Origin of the sequence: Pseudomonas vranovensis (assembly GCF_040438935.1) — a bacterium.
Classification (GTDB): domain Bacteria; phylum Pseudomonadota; class Gammaproteobacteria; order Pseudomonadales; family Pseudomonadaceae; genus Aquipseudomonas; species Aquipseudomonas vranovensis.
Genome location: NZ_CP159259.1, coordinates 3,838,501 through 3,860,614, shown reverse-complemented (window position 1 = coordinate 3,860,614; position 22,114 = coordinate 3,838,501). Strand labels below are relative to the sequence as shown.

General features: G+C 62.3%; 17 protein-coding genes and 2 pseudogenes. 4 read left to right on the top strand and 15 right to left on the bottom strand.

Translation table 11 applies throughout. From position 1 onward, the window contains the following. Nucleotides 1–30 precede the first annotated feature (30 nt). The 11 genes and pseudogenes from ABVN19_RS18000 to ABVN19_RS17950 all read right to left on the bottom strand — a co-directional run bounded on the left by ABVN19_RS18000 (nt 31) and on the right by ABVN19_RS17950 (nt 14,100). On the bottom strand, nt 31–1,437 hold the full coding sequence (locus ABVN19_RS18000; RefSeq protein ID WP_028942793.1) for an FAD-dependent oxidoreductase: 1,407 nt from the start codon (nt 1,435–1,437) through the stop codon (nt 31–33). A gap of 63 nt (nt 1,438–1,500) precedes the next feature. Continuing rightward, nucleotides 1,501–2,310: a nuclear transport factor 2 family protein gene (locus tag ABVN19_RS17995; protein ID WP_028942794.1), complete on the bottom strand. Its 810-nt coding sequence runs from the start codon at nt 2,308–2,310 to the stop codon at nt 1,501–1,503. Between the two features lie 114 nt (nt 2,311–2,424). After that, nucleotides 2,425–3,393 (bottom strand): peptide ABC transporter ATP-binding protein, encoded by a 969-nt coding sequence (locus ABVN19_RS17990; protein WP_028942795.1) that lies wholly within the window; start codon nt 3,391–3,393, stop codon nt 2,425–2,427. Further along, complete coding sequence (locus ABVN19_RS17985) at nt 3,393–4,361, bottom strand: oligopeptide/dipeptide ABC transporter ATP-binding protein (RefSeq protein ID WP_028942796.1); 969 nt, start codon at nt 4,359–4,361, stop codon at nt 3,393–3,395. The genes ABVN19_RS17990 and ABVN19_RS17985 overlap by 1 nt, the downstream gene beginning before the upstream one ends. Nucleotides 4,362–4,371: 10 nt before the next feature. Further along, nucleotides 4,372–5,301, bottom strand: coding sequence for an ABC transporter permease subunit (locus ABVN19_RS17980; RefSeq protein ID WP_028942797.1), 930 nt, complete (start codon nt 5,299–5,301; stop codon nt 4,372–4,374). A 10-nt stretch (nt 5,302–5,311) separates the two neighbouring features. Continuing rightward, complete coding sequence (locus ABVN19_RS17975) at nt 5,312–6,322, bottom strand: ABC transporter permease subunit (protein WP_028942798.1); 1,011 nt, start codon at nt 6,320–6,322, stop codon at nt 5,312–5,314. Between the two features lie 73 nt (nt 6,323–6,395). Continuing rightward, a complete protein-coding gene (locus ABVN19_RS17970; RefSeq protein WP_105641234.1) occupies nt 6,396–7,991 on the bottom strand; it encodes an ABC transporter substrate-binding protein in 1,596 nt (531 codons plus the stop codon). A 72-nt stretch (nt 7,992–8,063) separates the two neighbouring features. Beyond that, nucleotides 8,064–9,388: pseudogene (locus ABVN19_RS17965) on the bottom strand (OprD family porin). A 220-nt stretch (nt 9,389–9,608) separates the two neighbouring features. Beyond that, nucleotides 9,609–11,201 (bottom strand): ABC transporter substrate-binding protein, encoded by a 1,593-nt coding sequence (locus ABVN19_RS17960; protein ID WP_105641233.1) that lies wholly within the window; start codon nt 11,199–11,201, stop codon nt 9,609–9,611. Nucleotides 11,202–11,450: 249 nt separating this feature from the next. Continuing rightward, on the bottom strand, nt 11,451–13,076 hold the full coding sequence (locus ABVN19_RS17955; RefSeq protein ID WP_105641232.1) for an ABC transporter substrate-binding protein: 1,626 nt from the start codon (nt 13,074–13,076) through the stop codon (nt 11,451–11,453). Nucleotides 13,077–13,383: 307 nt separating this feature from the next. Beyond that, nucleotides 13,384–14,100 carry an SIMPL domain-containing protein gene (locus ABVN19_RS17950; protein WP_105641231.1) on the bottom strand — a complete coding sequence of 239 codons (717 nt, stop codon included), beginning with the start codon at nt 14,098–14,100 and terminating at the stop codon, nt 13,384–13,386. A gap of 202 nt (nt 14,101–14,302) precedes the next feature. Between ABVN19_RS17950 and ABVN19_RS17945 the strand changes: the two genes are divergently transcribed. From ABVN19_RS17945 to ABVN19_RS17930, 4 genes are all read left to right on the top strand, one after another. Continuing rightward, entirely contained in the window at nt 14,303–15,559 is a 1,257-nt protein-coding gene (locus ABVN19_RS17945; protein ID WP_028942804.1) for an ATP-binding protein, read from the top strand. Then, the gene (locus ABVN19_RS17940; protein WP_028942805.1) at nt 15,559–16,119 is read left to right on the top strand and encodes a response regulator transcription factor; all 561 of its coding nucleotides are present in this window, start codon (nt 15,559–15,561) and stop codon (nt 16,117–16,119) included. Before ABVN19_RS17945 ends, ABVN19_RS17940 begins: the two co-directional genes overlap by 1 nt. A 206-nt stretch (nt 16,120–16,325) precedes the next feature. After that, nucleotides 16,326–17,267: an AEC family transporter gene (locus ABVN19_RS17935; RefSeq protein WP_028942806.1), complete on the top strand. Its 942-nt coding sequence runs from the start codon at nt 16,326–16,328 to the stop codon at nt 17,265–17,267. 50 nt (nt 17,268–17,317) lie between these two features. Further along, the gene (locus ABVN19_RS17930) at nt 17,318–18,691 is read left to right on the top strand and encodes an amino acid permease (RefSeq protein ID WP_105641230.1); all 1,374 of its coding nucleotides are present in this window, start codon (nt 17,318–17,320) and stop codon (nt 18,689–18,691) included. A 23-nt stretch (nt 18,692–18,714) separates the two neighbouring features. Here the strand turns inward: ABVN19_RS17930 and ABVN19_RS17925 are convergent. From ABVN19_RS17925 to gatB, 4 genes and pseudogenes are all read right to left on the bottom strand, one after another. Then, nucleotides 18,715–19,093, bottom strand: a pseudogene (locus tag ABVN19_RS17925) (carboxymuconolactone decarboxylase family protein). 10 nt (nt 19,094–19,103) lie between these two features. Beyond that, on the bottom strand, nt 19,104–20,147 hold the full coding sequence (locus ABVN19_RS17920; RefSeq protein ID WP_084167939.1) for a calcium/sodium antiporter: 1,044 nt from the start codon (nt 20,145–20,147) through the stop codon (nt 19,104–19,106). Nucleotides 20,148–20,209: 62 nt separating this feature from the next. Further along, nucleotides 20,210–20,581 carry a septal ring lytic transglycosylase RlpA family protein gene (locus tag ABVN19_RS17915; protein ID WP_105641228.1) on the bottom strand — a complete coding sequence of 124 codons (372 nt, stop codon included), beginning with the start codon at nt 20,579–20,581 and terminating at the stop codon, nt 20,210–20,212. Between the two features lie 81 nt (nt 20,582–20,662). After that, nucleotides 20,663–22,108 (bottom strand): Asp-tRNA(Asn)/Glu-tRNA(Gln) amidotransferase subunit GatB, encoded by a 1,446-nt coding sequence (gene gatB / locus ABVN19_RS17910; RefSeq protein ID WP_028942811.1) that lies wholly within the window; start codon nt 22,106–22,108, stop codon nt 20,663–20,665. Nucleotides 22,109–22,114 lie beyond the last annotated feature (6 nt).

Sequence of the window (22,114 nt, the reverse complement as noted above, 5' to 3'; positions counted from 1 at the left end):
CCAGTGGTCCTGTTCAGGGGGAACGAAAAGTCAGTGCATGAAACCTTCCATGAAGTCCGCCACGCCGCTGGCCAGGCGCCGGCGCCAAGGAGCGCTGGCAGGGTTGGCGAGGGTCTGGTCCTCATGGACGAAACTCTTGATGATGGCGTTGTAGCCCAGCCAGCGACAGGGCTCGGGCTCCCAGCCCTTGAGGCTGGACAGGGTGCTGTCGGGGTGAACCCAGGGTTGCTCGGTCAACTCGCTGCGCCGCTCCAGAATCAGCTCGGCCAGGGTGCGCCCACCCAGTGCGCTGGCGCCTACGCCTTCGCCACCGTAGCCACCGGCCAGGGCGATGCCTTGCTTGCGGTCACAGAGCATGTGCGGCTGGAAGCGCCGGGCCATGCCCAGGTTGCCACCCCAGGCGTGGGTAATGGCGATGTCCTTGAGCTGCGGGAACAGCTCGCCGAACAAGTAGCGACGCAGCTCGATTTCGCTTTCGGTCAGGTCGAAGTTTTCCCGCAGCCGGCCAGCAAAGCGGTAGCCGCCACGGGCGCCGAACACCAGGCGGTTGTCGGCGCTGCGCTGGCCGTAGGTGACCTGGCGGCTGTTTTCACTGAACGCCTGGCCCTGGTTCAGGCCTATCTTTTCCCAGACGTGTTCTGGCAGCGGTTCGGTGGCCACCAGCAGGCTCTGCACCGGCATCTGGTAATGCCCAAGTGGCGGCAGGTTGACCGAGTAGCCTTCGACCGCCGGTACCAGCCATTGGCATTTGATGCGTGCCTGTGCGGTGCGCACCTCGCCAGCGCGCCAGTCGGTCACCGGGCTGTTTTCGTACAGGCGCACGCCCATGCGTTCCACGGTGCGGGCCAGGCCACGCACCAGTTTGGCCGGCTGGATGGTGGCGACATTGGGATTGAAAATGGCGCCGTAGGGTTTGCTGATACGCAGCTGGGCGGCCAGTTGCGCCGGGCTCATCCAGCGGTAGTCGGCTTCGGTCAAGCCTTGCTTGTAGAGTTTGTCGAGGTAGCTGCGCAGGGTGGTTTCCTGCTCAGGGTAGCGTGCCGCGCAATACAGCACGCCGCCTTTGCGGTAGTCGCAGTCGATGCCTTCGAGCGTCAGTACACGCTGCACTTCATCGGGAATGCCATGTAGCAGGTCGTAGGAGGCGCGCCGCTGCAAGGGGGAACTGGCGGCCAGCAAGCGGTCTTCACCGAGCATATTGCCCATCAGCCAGCCGCCATTGCGACCGGAGGCGCCAAAGCCTGCGATGTTGGCCTCGACAATGGCGATGTCCAGGTGCGGGGCGTGCAGCTTGAGGTAGTAGGCGGTCCACAGCCCGGTGTAGCCGGCGCCGATGATGCAGACATCCACGTCCAGGTCCTGGTGCAAGGCCGGACGCGTGCTCAGTGTCTCATCCAGCTGGTCCATCCAAAGGCTGATCTTGCGCCAGGGCTGCATTGTGTTCGGCTCCACATCCGTTACGGTCTGTGGCGATCCTAGAAGCTGGCGGGGGGTGTTGTCTTAGCTGCGTGCACGCAGAGAATTCTGCTTCACCCAGGCCTTGGGCGAGAGCCCGGTGTGCTGGCGAAAACACTTGTAGAACGCCGAGAGCGAATTGAAACCGGCGGCAAAGGCCAAGTCGTCGATCTTGCTGGTGGCGGGCGCTTGCTCCAGGCCGTTGAGCAAGTGATGCAGGCGTGCCTGGTTGACGTAGCGGTAGAAGCTCTGGCCCAGCACCTGGTTGAGCAGGTAGGAAATCTGGTTGCGGCTGTAGCCACTCTCGCGGGCGACGCGTTGCAGGTCGAGTTCGGGGTCGAGGTAGGGTTGCTGGCGCTGGAAGTACTGCTCCAGGTCCTGGGCCATGGAGCTCAGTTGCCGGGGTGACAGCCCCAGGCGGCTCATGGTCGGGCGCGCATCGCCCGGGCTGGATTCTGGCTTGGCTTCGCGCACCAGCGAGGCGTATTCGTTGACCCGCCAGACCAGGCCGTCGCGCACGGTGATGGCCTCGCTGGACTGGAAGGCGACCAGCCCCTCGCCGCCGCGCAGGGTGACCTGGTACTGGATGAATGCGGTGCAGCCATCGACGCGGATGCGGTCGCTGTGGACGATATCCTCATCGACTTCGCGCGGCATGCTCACGCGTACATATTCACGCAACTCATCGAAGTGCAGTACGCGGTTCTGGAAGTAGTCGTTGTACTGGATATCGGGGTGATACAAGGCCATTACCCCGTCCAGGTCGCGATGCTTCCAGCACAGGTGATAACGCAGCACGGTGGTGGCTGTTTCCGGTGTCTGTTCCGGGCCGTCGGAGATAGGGTCGGGGATCATGTATCGATAGTGATGGGCGGTGGTTCGCCGGTCAAGTGGGGAGCAGTGGGAGCGAGCCTTGCCCCGCGATAGCGGTGTGTCAGTGACATCGCTCTCGCGGGGCAAGGCCCGCTTCTACAGGAACTGCTCGGCGTAGTGGCAGGCAACTTGCCGCGTGCCTACCTGTCGGAACGCCGGCTCCTCGGCCGAACAGCGCTCGGTGGCATACGGGCAGCGCTTGTGGAAGGCGCAACCCGGCGGCGGGTCCAGCGGGTTGGGCAGCTCACCGGCGATCTTGATCTTCGGCTTGAGCGGGTCGGGGTGGATGGTCGGGGTGGCCGACAGCAGCGCCTGGGTGTACGGGTGCAGGGGCTTGTTGTAGATGTCCTCCTTGGGCCCCATCTCGGCCGGCCGACCCAGGTACATCACCAGCACCTGGTCGGCCACATGGCGCACTACTGCCAGGTTGTGGGAGATGAACACATAGGCGGTGTTGAACTCCTTCTGCAGGTCCATGAACAGGTTCAGCACCTGGGCCTGGATCGATACGTCCAGCGCCGAGGTCGGTTCATCGGCCACCAGTACCTTGGGCTGCAGCATCATCGCCCGCGCCAGGGCGATGCGCTGGCGCTGCCCCCCGGAGAACATGTGCGGGTAGCGCTGGTAGTGCTCCGGGCGCAGGCCGACCTGTTGCATCATGGCCTGGACCTTTTCGCGGCGCTCGGCCTTGGACAGCGTGGTGTTGATCAGCAGCGGTTCTGCCAGCTGGTCGCCGATCTTCTGCCGCGGGTTGAGCGAGGCATAGGGGCTCTGGAAGACCATCTGCACATCCTTGCGCAGTTGCTTGCGCTCGGCCTTGTTGGCCCCGGCCACTTCCTGCCCGGCAATTTTCAGCGAGCCCGAGGAGGGCTCCTCGATCAGGGTCAGGGCACGGGCCAGGGTCGACTTGCCACAGCCGGACTCGCCGACCACGGCCAGGGTCTTGCCAGCCTCAAGCTCGAACGACACGCCGTTGAGTGCGCGCACCAGGGCATGACCCTTGAACAGGCCACGGGAGACTTCGTAGTGACGTGTCAGTTCACGGGCGGTAAGAACGACGGTCATTACGCCACCTCCTGGTTCAGCGGGTAGAAACAACGGACCTGGCTATAGGCCTGGGGATCGAGACTCGGGCGTTGCCGGCGGCAGTTGTCCTGTACATATGGGCAACGCGGCGACAGCAGGCAGCCTTGCGGGCGGTCGTAGCGGCCCGGGACGATACCGGGCAGGGTGGCCAGGCGTTCGGCGCCTTCGCTGTGCTCGGGGATCGCTGCCAGCAGCGCTTCGCTGTAGGGGTGGGCGGGTACATCGAACAGCTCCGGCACCTGGCCGACTTCCACGGCCTGGCCTGCATACATCACGCAGACCCGCTTGGCGGTCTCGGCAACCACGGCCAGGTCATGGGTGATCAGGATCAGGGCCATGTTCTGTTCTTTTTGCAGGTTGAGCAGCAGCTCCATGATCTGCGCCTGGATAGTCACGTCCAGGGCGGTAGTCGGTTCATCGGCGATCAGTAGCTTGGGCTCGCCGGCGATGGCCATGGCAATGGCCACGCGCTGGCTCATGCCACCGGAGAGTTGGTGGGGGTAGGCATCCAGGCGGCTTTCGGCTGCCGGGATCTCGACTTTCTTGAGCAGCTCCAGGGCGCGCTGGCGAGCCGCCTTGCCGCGCAGGCCCAGGTGCTGGCGCAGGACTTCCTCGATCTGGAAGCCCACGGTGTAGCTGGGGTTGAGGGCGGTCATCGGGTCCTGGAAGACCATGGCCATATCCTTGCCCACCACCTTGCGCCGCTGGCGGCCGCTGAGGGTAAGCATGTTGGTGCCGTCGAACGTCAGGGCGTCGGCGGTGATGCGCCCGGGAGCATCGATCAGGCCCATCAGCGCCATCATGGTCACCGATTTGCCCGAGCCCGATTCGCCGACGATGGCCAGGACCTCGCCCTCGTCGACGCTCAGGTCCAGCCCATCGACCACTGGCACCGCGTTGGCGTCGCCAAAGCGCACATTGAGGTTCTTGATTTGCAGAAGTGACATGGCGATCTCCTCAGGCGGCATTCTTGAGTTTCGGGTCCAGCGCATCGCGCAGTCCGTCGCCCATCAGGTTGATTGCCAGCACGCTGAGCAAAATGGTCAGGCCAGGCAGGCTCACTACCCACCAGGCGCGTTCGATGTAGTCGCGGGCCGAGGCCAGCATGGTGCCCCACTCAGGGGTCGGCGGCTGCACGCCCAGGCCGAGGAAGCCCAGGGCCGCAGCATCGAGGATCGCCGAGGAGAAGCTCAAGGTGGCCTGGACGATCAGCGGCGCCATGCAGTTGGGCAGCACGGTGACGAACATCAGGCGTGGCAGGCTGGCACCGGCCAGGCGTGCGGCGGTGACGTAGTCACGGTTCAGTTCGCCCATTACCGCGGCGCGAGTCAGGCGCACATAGGAGGGCAACGAGACGATGGCGATGGCGATCACGGTGTTGATCAGGCCAGGGCCGAGGATGGCGACGATGGCCACCGCCAGCAGCAGCGAGGGCAGGGCCAGCATCACGTCCATCAGGCGCATGATCGAAGGACCGAGGATACGCGGGAAGAACCCGGCCAACAGGCCCAGGAAGATCCCCGGAATCAGTGAGATCACCACCGAAGACAGGCCGATCAGCAGCGACAGGCGCGAACCCTGGATCAACCGTGAGAGCAGGTCGCGGCCCAGCTCGTCGGTACCCAGGATGAACTGCCAGTTGCCGCCTTCGAGCCATACCGGCGGGGTCAGCAGGAAGTCGCGGTATTGCTCGCTGGGATTGTGCGGTGCCACCCAGGGTGCAAACAGCGCGCAGAACACGATCAGGCTCATGAACATCAGCCCGGCCACGGCGCCCTTGTTGCGCGAGAACGCGTGCCAGAACTCCTTGTACGGCGAGGGATAGAGCAGGCTCTGGTCGACGGCGGTGGCGGACGTGGTAACGGATTTTGCAAGTGGGGTAGTCATGACATGGCCCTCAGCGCTGATGACGGATGCGTGGGTTGGCCAGGCCGTAGAGGATGTCCACGACGAAGTTGACCAGGATCACCAGGCAGGCAATCAACAGGATGCCGTTCTGTACCACGGGGTAGTCACGAGCGCCGATGGCTTCGATCAGCCATTTGCCGATGCCCGGCCAGGAGAAGATGGTTTCGGTAAGTACCGCGCCCGCCAGCAAGGTACCGACCTGCAGGCCGAATACCGTGAGCACCGGGATCAGCGCATTGCGCAGGCCATGCACGAATACCACGCGGGCAGGCGACAGGCCCTTGGCCCTGGCCGTACGAATATAGTCTTCGCGCAACACTTCGAGCATCGAGGAGCGGGTCATCCGGGCGATCACTGCCAGCGGGATAGTACCGAGCACGATGGCCGGCAGGATCAAGTGCATGACGGCATCCTTGAAGGCGCCTTCTTCATCGCTGAGCAGAGTATCGATGAGCATGAAGCCGGTTTTCGGCTCGATGTCGTAAAGCAGGTCGATGCGCCCGGAAACCGGGGTCCAGCCCAGGCTCACCGAGAAGAACATGATCAGGATCAGGCCCCACCAGAAGATCGGCATCGAGTAGCCGGCCAGGGATATCCCCATGACCCCGTGATCGAACAGCGAGCCACGCTTGAGGGCGGCAATCACCCCGGCCAGCAGGCCGACGATACCCGCGAAGAACAGTGCCGCCAGGGCCAGTTCCAAAGTAGCCGGGAACAGGGCGAGGAACTCGTGCCAGACGCTTTCGCGGGTACGCAGCGACTCACCCAGGTCGCCCTGTGCCAGTTTGCCGATGTAGTCCAGGTACTGCTCGGGCAGCGGTTTGTTCAAGCCAAGGCGTTCCATGGCCTGGGCGTGCATTTCGGGGTCGACCCGGCGCTCACCCATCATCACTTCTACCGGGTCTCCCGGTATCAGGCGTATGAGCGCAAAGGTCAGCAAGGTGATGCCGAAAAAGGTCGGGATCAAGAGTCCCAGGCGCCGGGCAATAAAACTAAACATCTTCTGGTGTACCTCATCAGCCTGTCAGGCAAGCCCGCCAGCAACCGGGTAGGGGCTGGCGGTCGTTCTTGTTCTACTTCACCTGGGTGGTGGCGAAGTTGTTATTGGTGAGGGGGTTGATGTGGTAGCCCTCAACGTTGTTGCGCATGGCGGTGAACATCTTCGGATGCGCCATGCTGATCCACGGTTGGTCTTCATCGTACACCGCCAGCGCCTTTACATAGAGCGCTGCGCGCTCGTCCGTGTCGGTCACGGTGCGGGCTTTGTCGATCAACGCCTGGAATGCCTGATTGCACCAGCGTGCATAGTTCTCCCCGCTTTTTACGGCATCACAACTGAGCAGCGGGGTAAGGAAGTTGTCCGGGTCACCGTTGTCGCCGGCCCAGCCTGCCGACACCATGTCGGCTTCGCCGTTCTTGGCGCGGCGCAGCATTTCGGCCCATTCCATCACGCGGATGTCGACCTTCAAGCCGATTTTGGCCAGGTCCGCCTGGAGCATTTCGGCGCTCAGGCGCGGGTTGGGGTTGGTCGGGCCGCCGCCGTTGCGGGTGAACAGGGTCAGTACCGTACCTTCCGGCACGCCGGCCTCCTTGAGCAGGGCGCGGGCTTTGTCCAGGTCGCGCGGCGGGTTCTGGTTGGCGGTGTTGTAGCCCATCAGGGTGGGTGGGTAAGGGTTGACGCCCACCAGCGCATTGCCTTTGCCGAACAGCTGTTCGACGTGAACCTTGCGGTCGAAGGCCATGTTGATGGCTTTGCGCACGCGCACGTCGCTCAGGTACTGGTGCTGGGTGTTGAGCGAGATATAGCCGGTGGTCAGCGCTTCCATCTCGGCCACTTTCAATTTGGGGTCGGCCTTGATGCTGGGGATGTCGTCAGGCTTGGGGTAGAGCGCCACCTGGCATTCGTTGGCCTTGAGCTTCTGCAGGCGCACGTTGTTGTCGCTGGCGATGGCGAAGATCAGCGCATCGGCCGGCGGCTTGCCGCGAAAGTAGTCGGGGTTGGGCTTGTAGCGGACCTGGGCGTCCTTGTTGTAGCGCTGGAAGATGAACGGGCCGGTGCCAATGGGCTTGCTGTTGAGGTCGGCGGTCTTGCCGGCCCTGAGTAACTGGTCGCCGTACTCGGCGGAGTAGATCGAAGTAAAGGCCATGGCCAGGTCAGGCAGGAACGGCGCCTCGGGGCGGGTGAGGGTGAATACCACGGTATGATCGTCGGTTTTCTCGACGCTCTTGAGCAGTGCCTTGAAGCCCATGCTCTCGAAGTAGGGGAAGCCGACGCTGGTCTTGTTGTGCCACGGATGGTTCGGGTCCAGCTGACGCCGGAAACTCCACAGCACATCGTCGGCATTCATTGCCCGGGTAGGGGTGAAGTAGTCGGTGGTATGGAACTTCACCCCTTCACGCAAGTGGAAGGTGTAGGTCAGCCCGTCCGGGCTGATGTCCCAGCGCTCGGCCAGGGCTGGCTGGATCTCGGTGGTGCCGGGCTTGAAGTCGACCAGGCGGTTGAAGACGGTTTCGGCCGAGGCGTCGGCCGTCACGGCCGTTGTGTACTGGACGATGTCGAAGCCTTCCGGACTGGCCTCGGTACACACCACCAGCGGCTTGGCCGAAAGCCCCGCCGCAGTGCTCAACAGGACGGCTGCCAGGGCAGCCTGTAGCGGTAGCAGTTTCATGAAACCTCCCGGCTATCAATTTAGCCAGCGTAGTCGCCATGGCCGGTTCGGTGAACCGGCCATGGCCAGCCGTCAGAGAATGTTGAAGGGAATGGTGGTCACGATCCGCAGCTCGTCCAGGCTACCGTCGGCCTGGGCCTTGCTGGCCCGGTGGGCGGTGTAGGTGGCGCGGATGGTGGTGTCCTTGAGCGCACCGCTCTGCACGGCATAGCTGGTGCCGATACCCCACTCGTAGTGCGTTTCGCCATCCTGGCCTTGCACGTCGTAGCCAGTACCGCGGTAGTGGGTGCCATCAATGCCCCAGCCGCGGGCGTTGTACAGGTTGAACTTGAGACCCGGCACGCCGTACTGGGCCATGTTCAAGCCATAGGCGATCTGCATGGATTTCTCGTTCGGGCCGTTGAAGTCCGAGAGCAGGGAGTTGGCCAGGAAGATGGCGTTGGTTTCATGCAGGTAGTCGAAGTACTCGTTGCCGTTCACCTGCTGGTACGAGAAGGACAGGCTGTGCGCCTGATGGGTCAGGCCCAGCGACAGGCTGTAGGTGTCGTTGTCGATTTCACCGAGTTCGCTTCGGCCTTCATCCTTGGTCTTGTAGTAGTTGAGGCCGGTGGTCAGGCTCAACACTGCGCTGTCGCCCAGTTCATGGTTGGCGCCGAAGTAGTACTGGTTCCAGAAGTCTTCGACCTTGGAGGCGTACAGGCTGGTTTTCAGGCTGCGCAGTGGCTGATAGTTGAGGCCGATCATGCTGATGCGATCGGTTTCTGAGCCGTTGGCGGCGTACTCGGAGCGGAACTTGCTCAGGCTCTGCTCGGTTCGCGGTGATACGCGGTCAAAGGTCCCGGCGTCGAACGACAGGTTGTCGAATTCTTCACTGTGAACGCTCACCCCTTGGAAACTCGAGGGCAGGGCGCGGTTGCCGATGTAGGCGATGACCGGTGTATCCATCGACTGGCGGCCGGCGGTCAGGGTGGTGTTGGACACTCGCGCCTTGACGTTGGCCAGGCCCATCTTGCTCCACTGGCCGATGACATCGCCGTCGCTGTGGGTGAGGGTGCGGTTGTTGGGCCGGCGACGGCCGCGCGCCCCTGTTCCAGCGCAATGGCGTTGTAGGCAGCGACTTCGGTGGCGAAACCGATGGCGCCTTCGGTAAAGCCCGAGCTGTAGTTGAGGATGGTGCCCTGGACCCAGTTGTCGCGGCTGTGGGTGTCGTGGCGCGTGCCGTCACTTTTGTAGTACTTCCACAGTGGCGCACGGGTGGCGCGTTCGCGGGCGTACCAGTTGCGGGTAGTACCGGACAGGCTCTGGCCTTCGATAAAGCCGCTGGCCTGACTCTGGGCACTGGTGTCTTTGACACTGACCGGGACAAAGTCCTGGCTGGCGGGTTCAGCCTGGGCCATGACGGACAGGCCTGTGAGGGACAAGGCGAGAACTGCAGTGGTAGATCGTCTCAAGGTAAAGCTCCCTTTCTTCTTCTTTTTTTTGTGAGCGCCTGGCCTTGTGGGTTGGGCGCTTTTGCGGTGGAACAGGGGTTGCAAACGTTTGCCCGATCGCCATCGGGCAGATCCAGGCTGCACAGGGCCGAAGGCGTGGATCGCACGCCTTTGGCCATGGCAGGGATTAGTGGATGCTGACGCCGGAAAAGACGTTGCGCCCGAATGGGCTTACCTTGAAGTCCTCGACCTTGGCACTGAGCGGTTGATTGACCGTCGAGTGCGCGATCGGGGTGATGGGCACCTGCTGCTTGAGGCGCTGCTGAGCCTGTCGATAGAGCACAGTGCGTTGCTCGCGGTCGGTGATGGTCTTGGCTTGCTTGACCAGTGCGTCGTACTGCGGGTCGCACCACATGGAATAGTTGTTACTGCCGATCGCGTCACAGCTGTACAGGGTGCCCAGCCAGTTGTCCGGGTCGCCGTTGTCGCCGGTCCAGCCGATCAGCGAGATATCGTGCTCACCGTCCTTGGTGCGCTTGAGGTATTCGCCCCACTCGTAGCTGACAATCTTGACCTTCAGGCCGACCTTGCCCCAGTCGGCCTGGAGCATTTCGGCCATCAACTTGGCATTCGGATTGTAGGGCCGTTGTACAGGCATGGCCCACAGGGTGATTTCGGTACCTTCCTTGACCCCGGCTGCCCGGAGCAGTTCGCGGGCCTTGTCCGGGTTGTAGCCGGCATCCTCGATGCTGTCGTCATACGACCACTGGGTGGGTGGCATGCTGCCGACAGCCAGTTGCCCGGCATGCTGGTAGACCGCCTGGACAATGGCCGGTTTGTTCACCGCCATGTCCATGGCCTGGCGTACCTGCAATTGGTCGAAGGGTTTGTGTTGCACGTTGTAGGCGATGTAGCCCAGGTTGAAGCCGGGCTTTTCGATGACCTGGAGCTTCTGGTCGGCCTTGAGTGCCTCCAGGTCAGCCGGGCGTGGATGCACGGTGACCTGGCATTCGTTCTTGCGCAGCTTCTGGATGCGCACCGACGGGTCGGTGTTGATCGAGAAAATCAGCTGGTCGAGCTTTACCTGGTCGGGGTTCCAATAGTCCTTGTTGCCGCGATAGCGGATCTGCGAGTCCTTCTGGTAGCGCTGGAACACGAACGGGCCGGTGCCGATCGGTTTCTGGTTGATGTCGCTGGGGCGTCCGGAGGTCATCAGGTAGTCGGCATACTCGGCCGAGAGGATGGCGGCAAAACTCATCGCCAGGTTCTGTACAAAGGCGGCATCGACGCTGTTGAGGGTGAATTCCACGGTCATCGGGCCGGTCTTCTCGACCCGGGCAATGTTCTTGTCCAGGCTCATGCCGACGAAGTAGGGAAACTCGGTGGGGTAGGCCTTGCGAAACGGGTGCTCTCGATCAAGCATCCGACTGAAGGTGAACAGCACGTCGTCGGCGTTGAGTTCACGCGTGGGCTTGAAGTCCTTGTTGCTGTGGAACCTCACGCCTTCGCGCAATTGGAAGGTGTAGGTCAGCCCGTCGGGTGACACTTCCCAGCTTTTGGCCAAGGCCGGTTTGACGGCCGTGGCGCCTCGCTCGAATTCCACCAGGCGGTTGTAGATCGGCTCGGCGGCATCGTTGTCGGTGGAGCTGGTGTATTGGGCGGTGTCGAAGCCGGCGGGGCTGCCTTCGGAGCAGAACACCAGGTTCCTGGCCTGGCTCATGGGTGCCTGGGTGAGCAGGCCCAGGCCCAGCAGTGCTGCAAAAAACGGGGTATGGCGCATGACGATCCCTTATCTCTTGTTGTTTTTGAGCGGTCCGGGGCGCACGTCCTCGGGCGGCACATACGGCAATGCCGCGACGCCAAATGGCATCGAAGCGTTGCTGCAAAGGGGGTTACGCGAGGGCGTACAGGAGGTCCGCGCAAAGCGGCACCGACGTTCCCGCGTCGATGCGCTTGCGCTTGACCTGCCAGGCCAGCATCAGGCCGTTGCGCACACCGGAAGGTGCTGCACAGCGGCCGCCAGTGGCTGCTACTTGGACACGCTGACGCCGTAGAAGGAGTTCAAGGCAAACGGGCTGATCTTGAAGTCCTCCACGTTTTTGCGCATGGGCTGATACACCGTGGAGTGAGCGATCGGCGTGATCGGCACTTGGGTCTTGAGGCGCTGCTGGGCTTGTTTGTACAGCTCGGTACGCTTGGCCTGGTCAGAGGTGGCCTTGGCTTGCTTGATCAGCTTGTCGTACTCGGGGTCGCACCATTTGGAGAAGTTGTTGCCGTTGATCGCATCACAGCCATACAGGGTACCCAGCCAGTTGTCCGGGTCACCGTTGTCACCGCTCCAGCCGATCAGCATGGCGCCGTTCTCACCACCCTTGGAGCGCTTGATGTACTCGCCCCACTCGTAGCTGACAATCTTGGCCTTGATGCCGATCTTGGCCCAGTCGGACTGCAGCATTTCTGCCATCAACTTGGCATTGGGGTTGTAGGGGCGTTGCACCGGCATGGCCCAGAGCGTGATCTCGGTGCCTTCCTTGACGCCAGCTTCCTTGAGCAACTGCTTGGCTTTCTCCGGATCGTACTGGGTGTCCTTGATGGTGGTGTCGTACGACCATTGGGTTGGCGGCATGGCGTTGACGGCCAGTTGGCCGGCGCCCTGGTATACCGAATTGATGATCTGCTGCTTGTTCACCGCCATGTCCAGCGCCTGGCGGACTTTGAGCTGGGCCATGGGGTTGGGCTCATTGCTGCCTTTGATCTTGTCCATCACGTTGTAGGCGATGTAGCCCAGGTTGAAGCCGGGCTGGTCAGGCATCTTCAGGTTTGGGTCTGCCTTGAGCGATTCGATGTCGGCCGGGCGCGGGAAGAGGGTGACCTGACACTCATTCTTCTTGAGCTTTTGCATGCGTACCGAGGCGTCGGTGGTGATGGCGAAAATCAGGTTGTCGATCTTCACGTCCTCGGGTTGCCAGTATTCCTTGTTGCCCTTGAAGCGGATCTGCGCGTCTTTCTGGTACTTGCTGAACACGAACGGGCCGGTACCGATCGGCTTCTGGTTGATATCGGCGGCCTTGCCCTGCTTGAGCAACTGGTCGGCGTACTCGGCCGACTGGATCGAGGCGAAGCTCATGGCCATGTTCTGGATGAACGCGGCATCGACTTCATTGAGGGTGAACTTGACGGTGTGGTCGTCGAGCTTCTCCACCTTGGCAATGTTCTTGTCCATGCCCATGTCGGTGAAGTAAGGGAACTCGGTGGGGTAGGCCTTGCGGAACGGCATGTCCTTGTCGAGCATGCGGTTGAAGGTGAACAGGACGTCGTCGGCGTTGAATTCGCGCGTCGGCTTGAAGAAGTCGGTGGTGTGGAACTTGACGCCTTCACGCAGGTGGAAGGTGTAGGTCAGGCCATCGTCGGAGATGTCCCAGCGGGTCGCAAGGCCCGGGATGACCGCAGTGCCGCCACGTTCGAACTGGCTCAGGCGGTTGAAGACTGTCTCGGCTGAGGCATCGAAGTCGGTTCCGGTGGTGTATTGGCCGGGATCGAATCCGGCCGGGCTGCCTTCTGAGCAAAACACCAGGTTAGTCGCCGCGAGGGCTGAGGGTGCGCCGGCAAGCAAGCCTGCGCCGACCAGGAACGGAATGACCGCGTGTTTGAGCATGGTGGCCTCATTTGTTGTCATTTTTGATTTTGAGGGGGCCTTGTGAGCCGTACTGCGGATACTTATGCAGGCCCTGTACCCAATGCAACAGTCAAAAGGATGTATGACAACAAAGAGTGGGACGGACGTACAGGAATGTCGCATCCGTGTAAATTTTACGGAGTTGATCGTTTGCGAGTGGGTATTTCAGATTGTTTCGAAGACGTTGTGCGCAGATTGATTCACGCCAAGCACCAGGATGGTGCGCGTGTTGTCGGGTGTGGCCATCGCGGCAGCCGAAACTGCCGCGGTAGAGCATAGGCGTGGCTCAGGGCATTTGAACTTCGATGGTGCCGTCGGCGCTCAGGCTGACCTGGCTGGTGCCCGCCTCGATGTCCGGGCTTGGCGCGGCGCCTTCGGCATCCATGCTGGCTTTCATCATCATTGGGGCGCTGCGGGCATAGGGATGCGGGTAGCCGCTGCTGTTGAGGTTCAAGTTGACCACTTTGTAGCCCTTGCCGCCCAGGGCCTCGGTGGCCAGTTGAGCGCGGGTCTTGAAGGCATTGACCGCGTCCTTGAGCAGCTCGTCCTCACTGGATTTGCGTGTGGCTGGCGCGATGGAGAAGTCCATGCCACCCATTTTTAGTTGTTGCAGCAGCTCGCCGGTCAGTTTGGACAGGGCAGGGAAGTCGGCGCTTTCCAGGCGCAGTTCGGCACGCTCGCGCCAGCCGGTGATTTTCTGCCCCTTGTTGTCGTAGATCGGGTAGCTGTTGCGGCTGCCCTGGCTGATCTTCACTTCCTTGACTTCACGGGCCTGCTTCACCGCCTTGTTCATGGTCTCGGTAATTTCGTTGGCCAGCTTGCCCGGGTCGGTGTTCTGCGCTTCGCTGTACAGGGTCACGATCATCAGGTCGCGAGCCACTTCCTTGCTGACTTCGGCGCGCAGCGAGATCTGGTTGTAACGGGGCGCCTCGGCCAGTGCCGGAAGGCTGGCGAGCATGCTGGTGGCCATCACGAGGGCGGCGCTACGACGAGGGTTGAGCATGTATGACTCCTTGAAAAAAGGCGTGGGCGCTGGGAGCTCCATTCCACGCATGGCCCATGAGACTGGCAAGAGTGCAGTGAGGTTCAAAAAGGCCATCATTGTTGTGTAAAAAAGTGTGGCGCTTTGCCGCATGTCAGCAGCCGCGCCTGCAGCTTCGGTATACTCGCCACGATTCGCCCTGGAGCACTCATCAGGAGAGCTCATGCTCGCCCCCGTACAAATGTTGTCCGCCACTCGCCAGAACCTCTGGCGCCTGACCTTCATCCGCATCCTGGTGCTGGCCGCCCAGGCAGGCTCAGTAGGTGTTGCCTACTGGACCGACCTGCTGCCGCTGCCCTGGTTGTCGCTGGTAATCACCCTGGGTCTGTCGTCACTACTGTGTGCCTTCACGGCATTGCGCCTGCGCCTGTCGTTGCCGGTCACGGAGCTCGAGTACGCCTTCCAGCTGGCCTGCGACCTGCTGATTCACAGTGCCTTGCTCTACTACTCGGGTGGCTCCACCAACCCCTTCGTCTCCTATTACCTGGTGCCGCTGGCGATTGCTGCGGTGACGTTGCCCTGGGTCTATTCGCTGATTCTTTCCGGTATTGCCCTGGCTGCCTACAGCCTGTTGCTGGTGCAGTTCTATCCGTTGGAAACCTTCCCCATGGCACGGGAAAAGATGCAGGTCTACGGCATGTGGCTGAGCATCGCCCTGGCCGCTGCGGTGATCACCTTTTTCGCAGCCAAGATGGCCGAAGAGCTGCGCCGCCAGGAGCAACTGCGCGCCGAGCGACGTGAGGAGGGCCTGCGTGACGAGCAACTGCTGGCCGTGGCGACCCAGGCTGCCGGTGCCGCCCACGAGCTGGGTACACCCCTGGCAACCATGAGCGTGCTGATCAAGGAAATGCGCCAGGACCACCACGACCCACTGCTGCAGGAAGACCTGGCGGTGCTTCAGGACCAGGTCAAGCTGTGCAAGGAAACCCTGCAGAACCTGGTGCGTGCCGCTGAAGCCAATCGGCGCATGGCCGTCGAGGACCAGGAAGTGACCGCCTGGCTGGATGAAGCCCTCAACCGCTGGCACCTGATGCGCCCCGAGGCCAGTTATCGCTTCCAGCGCCTGGGCCAGGGCAGTGTGCCGCGCCTGGCGCCGCCACCCGACCTCACCCAGGCGTTGCTGAACCTGCTGAACAATGCAGCCGATGCCTGCCCCGACGAGCTTGAAGTGCGCCTGGACTGGGATGCCCAGGACATGGTCATCAGCATCCGTGACCACGGCCCGGGCGTGCCGGTGGCCATTGCCGAGTCCATCGGCAAACCCTTCTTTACCACCAAGGGCAAGGGCTTCGGCCTTGGCCTGTTCTTGAGCAAGGCCAGCGTGACCCGTGCTGGCGGCTCGGTAAAACTCTATAGTCATGAAGAGGGCGGTACGCTCACCGAGCTGCGCCTGCCGCGTGACGCGCGAGGAGATGTGTGATGAGTGATGAAATTCAGGTTGAAGGCGAAGAGCTGCCACACCTGTTGCTGGTAGATGACGACGCCACCTTTACCCGGGTCATGGCCCGGGCCATGAGTCGCCGCGGCTTTCGCGTGAGTACGGCCAGTTCCGCCGAAGAAGGGTTGGTACTGGCCCAGCAGGATGTGCCTGACTACGCCACCCTGGACCTGAAGATGGACGGCGACTCGGGTCTGGTGTTGCTGCCCAAGCTCCTGGAGCTCGATCCGGAAATGCGCGTGGTGATCCTCACCGGTTACTCGAGCATCGCCACGGCCGTCGAGGCCATCAAGCGCGGTGCCTGCAACTACCTGTGCAAACCAGCCGATGCCGATGATGTGCTGGCGGCATTGCTGTCCGAGCATGCCGATCTGGACAGCCTGGTGCCGGAAAACCCGATGTCGGTCGACCGCCTGCAGTGGGAGCACATCCAGCGCGTGCTGACCGAGCACGAGGGCAATATCTCCGCCACCGCCCGGGCCCTGGGCATGCACCGGCGTACCTTGCAGCGCAAACTGCAGAAGCGGCCGGTTCGGCGTTAACCCCTGAAATCGCGGGGCAAGCCCCACCTGGCGGCTGCTGCTCAGTCGATTGCAGTCTCGTTCCTCGGCAGCGGCTACAGATCGCCGGTGTAGCCGCTGCCGACAGCCTGTGATCGAGCGTGCAGCGAGCTCGCCCCGCAATCGATTTATCCGGCGGCGCAGGCGTATCATTAGCCCCCTAACGACAGCCACCGGGACCGCCCTGCATGCTCGCCCTCTTTCTCCAGACGCTGAACATCACGGCGCCGGTCTTTGCCATGTTGTTCATGGGCGTGCTGCTCAAGCGCATCAATGCCATCAACGACGGCTTCATCCACACGGCTTCGGCCCTGGTCTTCAATGTCTGCATGCCGGCATTGTTGTTCCTGGGGATCTACCACGCTGACCTGACCACTGCAGTCCAGCCTGGGTTGTTGATCTACTTTGCCCTTGCCACCCTGATCGGATTCGGCCTGGCATGGGGCCTGGCGATCTGGCGCTGCCCCCGTGCAGACCGTGGCATCTACACCCAGGGCGCATTCCGTGGCAATAACGGGGTCATCGGCCTGGCGCTGGCGGCGAGTATGTATGGCGATTACGGCATTTCGCTGGGCGCGGTCCTCGCGGGCCTGGTGATCCTGCTCTACAACTCCCTTTCGGTGGTGGTATTGGCGGTGTACAGCCCGAGCGCCAAGTCCGATCCATGGAGCATCTGCAAGAGCATCCTGCGTAATCCACTGATCATCAGTGTGCTGCTGGCGGCGGTGCTGGCTTATGGGCAGGTGGCCCTGCCGAACTGGTTGCTGACCTCCGGTGACTATCTGGCGCAGATGACGCTGCCCCTGGCACTGATCTGTATCGGCGGTACCCTGTCGCTGGCGTCATTGCGTCAAAGCGGGGGGCTGGCGGTCAGTGTCAGCCTGTTGAAGATGGTGTGGTTGCCCCTGTTGGCTACCCTGGGTGCCTGGCTGTGGGGGTTTCGTGGAGCGGAGCTGGGCATCTTGTTCCTGTACTTCGGCAGCCCTACGGCGGCGGCCAGCTATGTAATGGCGAGGTCGACCAATGGCAACCACGAGCTGGCGGCGGCAATCATCGTCATAACCACCCTGATGGCCGCCATTACCACCAATATCGGCATCTTTTTCTTGCAGTGGGGCGGTTGGATCTAGATTCTGTAAGAAAATAATTCCAACACTGCCTCCCCCTCAGAGGACACTTCATGCAAGACGAGATCACCCCAGAGCGGTTGCACCGCGGGTTGAAGAATCGCCATATCCAGTTGATCGCACTCGGTGGTGCCATCGGTACAGGCCTGTTCCTGGGGATTGCCCAGACCATCCAGCTGGCGGGCCCTTCGGTGCTGCTGGGCTATGCGATTGCCGGCCTGATCGCTTTTTTCATCATGCGCCAGCTGGGTGAGATGGTGGTCGAGGAGCCGGTGTCCGGCACCTTCAGTCACTTTGCCCATCGCTACTGGAGCGAGTTCGCCGGGTTCATGTCGGGCTGGAACTACTGGGTGCTGTATGTGCTGGTGGGCATGGCCGAACTGACGGCCGTGGGGATCTACATCCAGTACTGGTGGCCGGGTTTTCCGACGTGGGCCACGGCGGCGATCTTCTTTGTCGTGATCAACTTGATCAACCTCAGCCAGGTGAAAGTCTACGGCGAGATGGAGTTCTGGTTCGCCCTGATCAAGGTGGTGGCCATCGTCAGCATGATTGCCTTTGGTGGCTATCTGTTGATCAGCGGCAACGGCGGCCCGGATGCCAGCGTTGCCAACCTCTGGCAGTTCGGCGGCTTCTTCCCCAACGGCGTCAGTGGCCTGATGATGGCCCTGGCCGTGATCATGTTTTCCTTTGGCGGCCTGGAACTGGTGGGGATTACCGCCGCCGAGGCCGACAACCCCAAGTACAGCATTCCGCGCGCCACCAACCAGGTGATCTACCGCATCCTGATTTTCTACATCGGCGCGCTGGCCGTGCTGCTGTCGCTGTACCCGTGGCAGAAGGTAGTGCAGGGGGGCAGCCCCTTCGTGATGATCTTTCATGCGCTGGACAGCAACCTGGTCGCGACGATCCTCAACCTGGTCGTGCTGACGGCGGCCCTGTCGGTCTACAACAGCTGCGTGTACTGCAACAGCCGCATGCTGTTCGGCCTTGCGGTGCAGGGCGATGCGCCCAAGAGCCTGCTCAAGGTCAACGCTCGTGGTGTGCCCCTGGCGGCCCTGGGGATCTCGGCGCTGGCGACGGGATTGTGTGTGGTGATCAACTACCTGATGCCGGCTGAAGCGTTCGGCTTGCTGATGGCGCTGGTGGTGTCGTCGCTGGTGATCAACTGGGGGATCATCAGCATCACCCACCTGAAGTTCCGCCGCGCCAAGCAGGCAGCTGGCGAAACCACGTTCTACAAGAGCTGGGGCTACCCGCTGACCAACTATGTGTGCCTGGCCTTCCTGGCCCTGATCCTGGTGATCATGTACCTGACTCCCGGCATCCGCATTTCGGTGCTGCTGATTCCAGTATGGCTGGTGGTACTGGGCGTGGCCTTCTGGCTGAAGAAGAAGGGCCACAAGGCCGCCGTCGCTGCCGACTGACGGCCCGGGCGCGGGGTGATCGATCAGCCTTGCTGGTAGCTGTCGATCACCTCCTGGGCGGCGCGAAACGCGTCGATGGCCGCCGGGCACGCCGGCGTACACCGCGCAGTGCAGCAGCGCTTCACGAATCTCTTCGACGGTGCAACCGTTGTTCAGGGCGCCGCGCACGTGGCCCTTGAGTTCTTGCGGGCACTTGAGCGCGGTCAAGGCAGCCAGGGTGATCAGGCTGCGGGTTTTCAGCGGCAGCCCTTCACGGCTCCAGACGCTGCCCCAGGCGTGTTCGTTGACGAAGTCCTGCAGCGGCTGGGTGAAGTCGGTGGCATTGCCCAGCGCACGATCGACGAAGGCATCGCCCATGACCTGGCGGCGGACTTGTTCACCGGTTTTGTTGTTGTCGCCCATGTTGTTTTCCTTAGTGTTGGCGGCGCCAGGCGCGCAGGGTCGTGTACAGCAAGCAGGCTCCCAGCGCTGGCAGTGCATAGAACAGCATCAGTTTTTCCAGGCGGGTGGCCAACGGCATGCCCGTGGTGAAGGCCACCACGTGCAGTCCATAGGCCAGGTACAAACCGAGAAACACCAGACCTTCGGCGCGGGTGACCCGGTAACCCGAGTAGAACACCGGGAGGCTCAAGGCGGCGACGCCAAGCATCACCGGCAGGTCGAAATCCAGGGCATTGGGCGAAATGGACAAGGGCTCGGGCGCAATCAGGGCCGTCAGGCCGAGCACCGCCAGCAGGTTGAAGAGGTTGCTGCCGATCACGTTGCCCACGGCGATCTCCCGTTCACCCCGCAGGGCCGCGATCAGCGATGTCGCCAGCTCCGGTAGCGAGGTGCAGACCGCCACGACCGTCAGGCCGATCACCCGCTCCGACAGTCCAAGGTCCACCGCCACTTCCACGGCGGCCTCCAGCAACAGGTGCCCGGCAAGGCTGAGCAAGCCCAGGCCCGTGAGCATCATCAGAAGGCTGGTGATCCAGAACCCGCCACCTTGCTGCGGCCGTGGGCCGGGGGCAGGGTAGGTACGAGCATAGTGACGCGACTGATGCCAGAGGATTGCCAGGTAGCCCACCAGGCCTGCCAGTAGCAGCGCACCTTCCAGGCGTCCGAGCAGTTCGTTGAGGGCCAGCAGATAGACCAGCAGGCTGGCGCCGATCATCAGGGGGATGTCCAGGCGCACCAGTTGGCGCGAGACGCGCAGCGGAATGATCAGCGCAGCCAGGCCCAGGGTGACGAGGATGTTGAAGATGTTGCTGCCGACCACGCTGCCCACCGCCACATCCGGTGCGCCGGTATAGGCGGCCTGGAGGCTGACGGTCAGTTGCGGTGCGCTGCTGCCGAAGGCCACCAGGCTCAAGCCGATGATCAACGGGCGTACCTGCAGGCTGGCGGCCAGGCGCAAGGCGGCGCGCACCAGCAGTTCGGCACCGGCGATCAGCAACAGCAGGCCGAAGCTCAGTTGCAGCAGGCTGAAGGTGGGTAAAGCGGCCAGGTCGAAAATAGTCGTACTCCGTTACAGGATCAGTCGCTGAGACTTTGTACCCGTACACGCGCCGTTCCGCTACGGATCATGCCCAGTTTTTCTGCGGCGGCCTGAGACAGGTCAATCAACCGGCCACGGGTGTGCGGGCCGCGGTCATTGATGCGTACCACGACCGTGCGATCGTTTTTCAGGTTGGTGACCTTGACCCGGGTGCCGAAGGGCAGGCTGCGGTGGGCAGCGGTCAAGGCATTCTTGTTGAAGGGCTCGCCACTGGCAGTGCGTTTACCGTGGTGTCGGGAACCGTAATAGGAGGCGGTGCCGGTCTTGTCGTAACCGCGGGGATCGATATCGTGGCTGGCGCAGCCGGCCAGCAGGGCAAAGAGCGCGAGTGCGCTGAGGGGACGCCACATGTATGCAAGTGCTCCGGGGGTGTGGCCATCGCGGGCAAGCCCACTCCTACAGGTAGGAGCGGGCTTGCCCGCGATCAGCAATTAACCTTCGAGCTTGCTCTTGAGCAATTGGTTCACTTGCTGCGGGTTGGCCTTGCCTTTGGAGGCCTTCATGGCCTGGCCGACGAAGAAGCCGAACATCTTGCCGCGCTTGGCCTCATCGGCGGCGCGGTACTGCTCGACCTGCTCGGCATTGGCCGCCAGCACTTCGTCCAGGACCTTCTCGATTGCACCGCTGTCGGTGACCTGCTTGAGGCCTTCGGCTTCGATGATCTGGTCGGCATCGCCTTCACCGGCGGCCATCTTCTCGAACACGACCTTGGCGATCTTGCCGCTGATGGTGTTGTCGAGGATGCGCTTGAGCATACCGCCCAGATGTTCGGCACTGACCGGCGCCTGGTCGATCTCGAGACCGAGCTTGTTGAGCAGGCTGCCCAGCTCGACCATGACCCAGTTGGCGGCAAGCTTGGCATCGCCGCACACGCTGACCACCTGCTCGAAGTAGTCGGCTTGCTCGCGGCTGGAGGCCAGCACGTTGGCATCGTAGGCAGAGAGGCCGAACTGGCTCTGGAAACGCTCGCGCTTTTGCGGTGGCAGTTCCGGCAGGGTGGCGCGGATGGTGTCGAGGTAGGCGCCTTCGATCACGACCGGCAGCAGGTCCGGGTCGGGGAAGTAACGGTAGTCGTTGGCTTCTTCCTTGCTGCGCATGGAACGGGTTTCGTCTTTGTTCGGGTCGTACAGGCGGGTTTCCTGGGTGACCTTGCCGCCGTCTTCGATCAGTTCGATCTGGCGCTGGATCTCGCTGTTGATCGCGCGCTCGATGAAGCGGAACGAGTTGACGTTCTTGATCTCGCAGCGGGTGCCGAACTCGACCTGGCCTTTTGGTCGGATCGAGACGTTGCAGTCGCAACGCAGCGAGCCTTCGGCCATGTTGCCGTCGCAGATGCCCAGGTAACGCACCAGGGCGTGGATGGCCTTGACGTAGGCCACGGCTTCCTTGGCGCTACGCATCTCGGGCTCGGAGACGATTTCCAGCAGCGGAGTGCCGGCACGGTTCAGGTCGATACCGGTCGAACCGCTGAAGTCTTCGTGCAGGCTCTTGCCGGCATCCTCTTCGAGGTGCGCACGGGTAATGCCGATGCGCTTGACGGTACCGTCTTCCAGGGCGATGTCCAGGTGGCCCTTGCCGACGATCGGCAGCTCCATCTGGCTGATCTGGTAGCCCTTGGGCAGGTCGGGGTAGAAGTAGTTCTTGCGCGCAAACACGTTGTGATGGCCGATCTCGGCGTCAATCGCCAGACCGAACATGCAGGCCATGCGCACTGCTTCCTGGTTGAGCACCGGCAGTACGCCGGGCATGCCCAGGTCGATCAGGCTGGCCTGGGTGTTGGGCTCGGAGCCGAACGTGGTGGCGCTGCCGGAGAAAATCTTCGACTGGGTGGCGAGCTGGGTATGAATCTCCAACCCGATGACAACTTCCCATTGCATGTGGTG

Coding starts and splice junctions, on each gene's coding strand:
- ABVN19_RS18000 (WP_028942793.1), bottom strand. CDS start 1,437: ATGCAGCCCTGGCGCAAGATCAGCCTTTGGATGGACCAGCTGGATGAG.
- ABVN19_RS17995 (WP_028942794.1), bottom strand. CDS start 2,310: ATGATCCCCGACCCTATCTCCGACGGCCCGGAACAGACACCGGAAACA.
- ABVN19_RS17990 (WP_028942795.1), bottom strand. CDS start 3,393: ATGACCGTCGTTCTTACCGCCCGTGAACTGACACGTCACTACGAAGTC.
- ABVN19_RS17985 (WP_028942796.1), bottom strand. CDS start 4,361: ATGTCACTTCTGCAAATCAAGAACCTCAATGTGCGCTTTGGCGACGCC.
- ABVN19_RS17980 (WP_028942797.1), bottom strand. CDS start 5,301: ATGACTACCCCACTTGCAAAATCCGTTACCACGTCCGCCACCGCCGTC.
- ABVN19_RS17975 (WP_028942798.1), bottom strand. CDS start 6,322: ATGTTTAGTTTTATTGCCCGGCGCCTGGGACTCTTGATCCCGACCTTT.
- ABVN19_RS17970 (WP_105641234.1), bottom strand. CDS start 7,991: ATGAAACTGCTACCGCTACAGGCTGCCCTGGCAGCCGTCCTGTTGAGC.
- ABVN19_RS17960 (WP_105641233.1), bottom strand. CDS start 11,201: ATGCGCCATACCCCGTTTTTTGCAGCACTGCTGGGCCTGGGCCTGCTC.
- ABVN19_RS17955 (WP_105641232.1), bottom strand. CDS start 13,076: ATGCTCAAACACGCGGTCATTCCGTTCCTGGTCGGCGCAGGCTTGCTT.
- ABVN19_RS17950 (WP_105641231.1), bottom strand. CDS start 14,100: ATGCTCAACCCTCGTCGTAGCGCCGCCCTCGTGATGGCCACCAGCATG.
- ABVN19_RS17945 (WP_028942804.1), top strand. CDS start 14,303: ATGCTCGCCCCCGTACAAATGTTGTCCGCCACTCGCCAGAACCTCTGG.
- ABVN19_RS17940 (WP_028942805.1), top strand. CDS start 15,559: ATGAGTGATGAAATTCAGGTTGAAGGCGAAGAGCTGCCACACCTGTTG.
- ABVN19_RS17935 (WP_028942806.1), top strand. CDS start 16,326: ATGCTCGCCCTCTTTCTCCAGACGCTGAACATCACGGCGCCGGTCTTT.
- ABVN19_RS17930 (WP_105641230.1), top strand. CDS start 17,318: ATGCAAGACGAGATCACCCCAGAGCGGTTGCACCGCGGGTTGAAGAAT.
- ABVN19_RS17915 (WP_105641228.1), bottom strand. CDS start 20,581: ATGTGGCGTCCCCTCAGCGCACTCGCGCTCTTTGCCCTGCTGGCCGGC.
- gatB (WP_028942811.1), bottom strand. CDS start 22,108: ATGCAATGGGAAGTTGTCATCGGGTTGGAGATTCATACCCAGCTCGCC.